4 protein-coding genes are annotated in these 5,292 nt (G+C 69.0%); 2 read left to right on the top strand and 2 right to left on the bottom strand.

Features of this window, described 5'->3' with window-relative positions; translation table 11 throughout:
• Positions 1 to 39: 39 nt before the first annotated feature.
• Both prfA and hisS read right to left on the bottom strand, forming a co-directional pair.
• The gene (gene prfA, locus HUV01_RS11585) at positions 40 to 1,116 is read right to left on the bottom strand and encodes a peptide chain release factor 1 (RefSeq protein WP_174298400.1); all 1,077 of its coding nucleotides are present in this window, start codon (positions 1,114 to 1,116) and stop codon (positions 40 to 42) included.
• Entirely contained in the window at positions 1,113 to 2,441 is a 1,329-nt protein-coding gene (hisS, locus tag HUV01_RS11580) for a histidine--tRNA ligase (RefSeq protein ID WP_174298399.1), read from the bottom strand. The genes prfA and hisS overlap by 4 nt, the downstream gene beginning before the upstream one ends.
• 57 nt (positions 2,442 to 2,498) lie before the next feature.
• Between hisS and HUV01_RS11575 the strand changes: the two genes are divergently transcribed.
• Positions 2,499 to 3,164, top strand: a complete 666-nt coding sequence (locus HUV01_RS11575; RefSeq protein WP_368040026.1) for a DUF1345 domain-containing protein — start codon at positions 2,499 to 2,501, stop codon at positions 3,162 to 3,164.
• Positions 3,165 to 3,277: 113 nt separating this feature from the next.
• Entirely contained in the window at positions 3,278 to 5,218 is a 1,941-nt protein-coding gene (locus HUV01_RS11570; RefSeq protein WP_174298397.1) for a M61 family metallopeptidase, read from the top strand.
• The last annotated feature ends 74 nt before the right edge of the window (positions 5,219 to 5,292 follow it).

Below are 5,292 nucleotides of genomic sequence, written 5' to 3'. Positions count from 1 at the left end.
CCCCCAGCCCCTCCCGCGAGCGGGAGGGGAGGAAGAGGGTCAGCCATCCAGGCTCGCCAGCCGCTCCGCCTCGTCCTGCGCCACCAGCGCGCCGATCAGCTCGTCCATCTCGCCCTGCAGTATCTCGGGCAGCCGGTGGAGCGTCAGGTTGATGCGGTGGTCGGTCACGCGCCCCTGCGGAAAGTTGTAGGTGCGGATGCGCTCGGACCGGTCGCCCGAGCCGATCTGCGACTTGCGCGTACCCGCGCGCTCGGCGTGCAGCCGCTCGCGCTCCGCCTCGTACAGCCGGGTGCGCAGCACCTTAAGCGCCTTGGCCTTGTTCTTGTGCTGCGACTTCTCGTCCTGCTGGATCACGACGAGGCCGGTGGGCAGATGCGTGATCCGCACCGCCGAATCGGTCGTGTTGACCGACTGGCCGCCCGGGCCGGACGAGCGGTAGACGTCGATGCGCAGGTCGCGCGCCTCGTCGATCTGGACGTCGACCTCCTCCGCCTCGGGCAGGACGGCGACGGTCGCGGCGCTGGTGTGGATGCGGCCCTGCGATTCGGTCGCGGGCACGCGCTGTACGCGGTGGACGCCGCTCTCGAACTTCAGCCTGGCGAAGACGCCGCGGCCCTCGACGGATGCCACCGCTTCCTTCACCCCGCCCGCCTCCGACGCGGAGTGAGAGATAAGCTCGACGCGCCAGCCCTGTTCCTCGGCGTATCGCTGGTACATGCGCAGCAGGTCGCCTGCGAACAGCGCCGCCTCGTCGCCGCCGGTGCCCGCGCGGATCTCCAGCATCGCCGCGCGCTCGTCCGCCGCGTCGCGCGGCAGCAACGCGAGCGCGAGCCGGCGGTCCGCCTCGGTTAGCGCGGCCTCGTTGTCGCGCAACTCGTCCGCCGCCATCGCGCGTAGGTCCGGGTCGGCGTCCTGCGTCATATAGGCGAGGCTGTCCGCCTCCTGCCGCAGCCGGCGCACCTCGGCGGCGGCGGCGGCGACCGGCTCCAGTTCGGCATATTCCTTGGAGACGGCGACGAACCGGTCGGACGGCAGCTCGCCGGTGGCCATGAGCGCGGAGAGCTCGTGCAGGCGGGACTCGATCTGCCGGATGCGCTCGGGGGAGATGGTGGTCATCCGCCCAGCAACTCAAAGTTGTTAGCCTTCTCCGCCACACGTCGAAGCGAGTAGGGAAACGCCGCCTCAAGAGCAGCGCCTGCATCGTAAGGCGCAGGCCATAACGGCACGACGTGAAACGAGAACGATTGCCCGTCGGGCGGCGCTAGAAATAGTACAGCTTTGGCACCCCGGCGACGGGCGCGATCAATTCGCCGTTCCCTTTTGCCGCTGCGGTCGATGTCCGTAGGAAGGCCCGCGCGACGAAGGTGGCCCACAAAGCTGACGACGTTCGCCTCCCGGATACTGTCAGAGACTTGCAAAATGTCATAAAGCTCGGACGAACTGACGATGAATTCAGGGGCCTCGTCTATGGGCTCATCGACCAGCATCGCCAGCCGCTCCACCCCCGCGGCCCAACCGACCCCCGGCGTCTCCGGCCCGCCCAGGCTGCCGATCAGCCCGTCGTAGCGCCCGCCCGCCAGCACCGTGCCCTGCGCGCCTAGCCGGTCGGTGACGAACTCGAACGCGGTGTGGCGGTAGTAATCGAGGCCGCGCACCAGCCGGGGCGCGCGTGTCCACTTGACCCCCGCCGCGTCCAGTCCCGCCGTCACCGCGTCGAAGAAGCCGCGCGCCGCCGGCGTCAGATACGCATCGATGTCGGGCGCCGAGTCCGCCGCCGGCCGGTCGCGCGGGTCCTTGCTGTCGAGGATGCGCAGCGGGTTTTTCGCCAGCCGGGCAAGGCTCTCGTCGGACAACTCCCCCCGCCGCGCCTCGAAATGCGCCACCAGCCCGGCCCGCCAGGCGTCGCGCGTCTCCGCGTCGCCCAGCGTGTTGAGCTGCAAGATCACTTCGTCCCCGATCCCCAGCTCGCGCAGCAGCTGGTCGGCCATCACCAGCAGTTCGACGTCGGCGGCGGGCTCGGCCGCGCCGATCACCTCCGCGTCGATCTGGTGGAACTGGCGGAACCGGCCCTTCTGCGGGCGCTCGTAGCGGAACACCGGGCCGGACGTCGCGAGCTTCATCGGCGCGTACTGCTGCCACCCTTCCGACAGATACGCCCGCGCGATGCCGGCGGTGAACTCGGGGCGCAGCGTCAGGCTGTCGCCGCCGCGGTCGGGAAACGTGTACATCTCCTTGGACACCACGTCGGTCGTCTCGCCGATCGAGCGGGCGAACACCTCCGTCGCCTCGAACACCGGCACGTCGACGCGGCTGAAACAGTAGAGCCCCCGCACCCGCTCGAACGTCGACAGCACATGGGCGAAGCGCCGCTGCTCGTCGCCGAAGATATCCCGGGTGCCGCGGACGCGTCGCGGAGGGGAACTGAGTGAATTGCCTGCCATGATGGACGCGGGAGATAGGCGAGCGGCCGCCAAGACGCTAGCGTCGCGCGCATGGCCATGTCCCCGCTCGAACCCCTTTCCCCGCTCAAGCTCGGTCGCCGGATCGCACCGCCGCGCTTCATCGTCTTCTTCGCCGTGTTCGCCATCGGCGCGGCGGTGCTGCCCGGGCCGTTCGGCCTCGGGCGGGCGACGATGCTGGCGTTCGATCTCGCCTCCGCGATCTTCCTCCTCCTGGAACTGCCGCTGCTGCGCCACGACGACCGCGACGAGATGCGGGTGCACGCCAAGACCAACGACGCCAACCGCACCGTCCTGCTCGGCCTGACCTTCCTGACGATGCTGGTGATCCTGGCATCGGTCGCGCACGAGCTGGGCGGCCATATCGGACACGGCGGCGTGGCGCTGGTCGTCCTGACGCTGGTGCTGGCATGGCTGTTCACCAACACCGTCTATGCGCTCCATTACGCGCACATCTTCTATGGCGACGAGAACCGCGACGGCGACGACAACGGGGGCCTGGACTTCCCCAAGACGCCCGAACCCGACTACTGGGACTTCGTCTATTTCAGCTTCACGCTCGGCATGACGTTCCAGACGTCGGACGTCGAGATGACCACCGGCACGATGCGCCGGGTCGCGACCGGGCAGTGCCTGGCGGCGTTTGTCTTCAACCTGGGCGTGCTGGCGTTCACGATCAACGTGCTGGGCGGCGGCGGGAGCTAAGGGGGCAGCTAGGCGGCACGTCCGCGAAACGACTGGACGGCCGGCGTTTCGCGCGATTAAGCCGCGGCCACCGTTTCCCGTCCACCGCCGTCTTCGTCCAAAGGTTTCCCCGTATGGTCCGCACGCTGCTCGTCGCCTCGCTCCTCGCCACGTCCGGGCTGGTCGCCCGGGGCGCGCCGGCGCAGATCGTGCCTGCGACCAACTCGAAGCCGCAGCCCGCGCCGGCCGCCCCGGCGATCCCCGATCCGCAGGACAGGCCCTATCCCGGCACGATCACGCTCGACATCGATGCGACCGATACCCGCCACTCGATCTTCACCACGCGCGAGACGATCCCCGTCGCGACGGGCGGGGACACGATCCTGCTGTTCCCCAAATGGCTGCCGGGGAACCACAGCCCGTCGGGGCAGATCGACAAGCTCGCCTCGCTCTACATCCGCGCCGGTGGCCGGCTGCTGCCCTGGACGCGCGATCCGGTCGACATGTTCGCCTTCCATGTCGACGTGCCCGCCGGCACGAAGCGGCTCGACGTATCGCTCCAGTTCCTCGCGGCGACCGCGGCGGCGCAAGGCCCGATCGTCGTGTCGCCCGACATGCTGCGGCTCCAGTGGAACTCGATGAGCCTGTACCCGGCCGGCTATTTCACCCGCGACATCCCGGTGTCGGCGACGGTGAAGTATCCGGACGGCTTCTCCGCCGCTTCCGGCCTACCCTCGACCCACAGCGGCTCGACCTACAGGTACCAGACGACCAGCTACGAGATACTGGTCGACTCGCCCGTGCTCGCGGGCCGCTACTACAAGCCGTTCGCCCTGTCGCCGCAGGTGACGCTCGACACCTTCGCCGACCGGCCCGAGATGCTCGCCGCCACGCCCGAACAGGTCAACGCGCACAAGCGGCTGGTCGCCCAGGCGGTCGCGCTGTTCGGCGCGCAGCATTACGACAACTACCACTTCCTGTTCTCGCTGTCGGATCAGCTCAGCGGCATCGGGCTGGAGCATCACCGCAGCAGCGAGGACGGCTCGCGCCCCGGCTACTTCACCGAATGGGACATGAACACGAGTGCGCGCAACCTGCTGCCGCACGAGTATACCCATAGCTGGGACGGCAAGTACCGCCGCGGCGCGGACCTGTGGACGGCCAATTTCGACGTGCCGATGCGCGATTCGCTGTTGTGGGTGTACGAGGGACAGACGCAGTTCTGGGGCTATGTGCTCCAGGCGCGCTCCGGGCTCGTCTCCAAGCAGGACACGCTCGACCAATATGCCGGCATCATGGCCGGGTACGACACCGCGCCCGCGCGCCGCTGGCGCGACCTGGTCGACACCACCAACGACCCGGTCATCTCGCAGCGCCGGCCCAAGGGCTGGACGAGCTGGCAGCGCAGCGAGGACTATTACAACGAGGGGCTGCTCGTCTGGATGGACGTCGATTCGATGCTGCGCGAGAAGTCCGGCGGCACCAGGTCGATCGACGACTTCGCCAAGGCGTTCTTCGGCATGCGCGACGGCGACTATGGCGAGCTGACCTATACGCTGGACGATGTCGTGGCGACGCTGAACGGGGTCGTGCCGTTCGACTGGAAGGCGTATCTGACCCGCCGGCTGACCGAACATGCGTCCGGCGCCCCGATCGAGGGCTTCGCGCGCAACGGCTACACGCTGGTCTATACCGACCAGCCGACCCGCGTCGACAGGCAGGCGCAACGCGCCGGCGGTCCGCGCGGCGGCGCGAACTACAGCTATTCGCTGGGGCTGGTCGCCGACAAGGACGGCAACCTGACGCAGGTGCTGTGGGACGGCCCGGCGTTCAAGGCGGGGATGACGGTGGGCACGCAGCTGACGCAGGTCGGCGACATGGCGTACAGCGACGACCGGCTGAAGGCGGCGGTGACGGCGGCGAAGGGCACGAAGGCCCCGATCGTGCTGACGGTGAAGAACGGCGACCTCTTCCACACCGTCTCGATCGAGTATCACGACGGCCTGCGCTACCCGCACCTCCAGAAGACCGGCACCGGCGAGACCGGGCTCGACCGCCTGCTGACCGCTCGATGACGGGCAGGACGCGAGGGGCCGCGACGCGAGCCGGCGCGCGCGCCGTCCTCCTGGCCGGGGCGGCGCTGGTCGCG

Source organism: Sphingomonas bacterium, from assembly GCF_903643035.1.
In the GTDB taxonomy this organism is placed as follows: Bacteria; Pseudomonadota; Alphaproteobacteria; order Sphingomonadales; family Sphingomonadaceae; genus Sphingomonas.
Note: the sequence above shows the minus strand (reverse complement) of the source record. Positions and strands in the feature narration are given on the sequence as shown.

Bases quoted from the DNA above. Each gene is read 5' to 3' on its own strand.
- prfA (WP_174298400.1), bottom strand. From the start codon at position 1,116: ATGACCACCATCTCCCCCGAGCGCATCCGGCAGATCGAGTCCCGCCTG.
- hisS (WP_174298399.1), bottom strand. From the start codon at position 2,441: ATGGCAGGCAATTCACTCAGTTCCCCTCCGCGACGCGTCCGCGGCACC.
- HUV01_RS11575 (WP_368040026.1), top strand. From the start codon at position 2,499: ATGTCCCCGCTCGAACCCCTTTCCCCGCTCAAGCTCGGTCGCCGGATC.
- HUV01_RS11570 (WP_174298397.1), top strand. From the start codon at position 3,278: ATGGTCCGCACGCTGCTCGTCGCCTCGCTCCTCGCCACGTCCGGGCTG.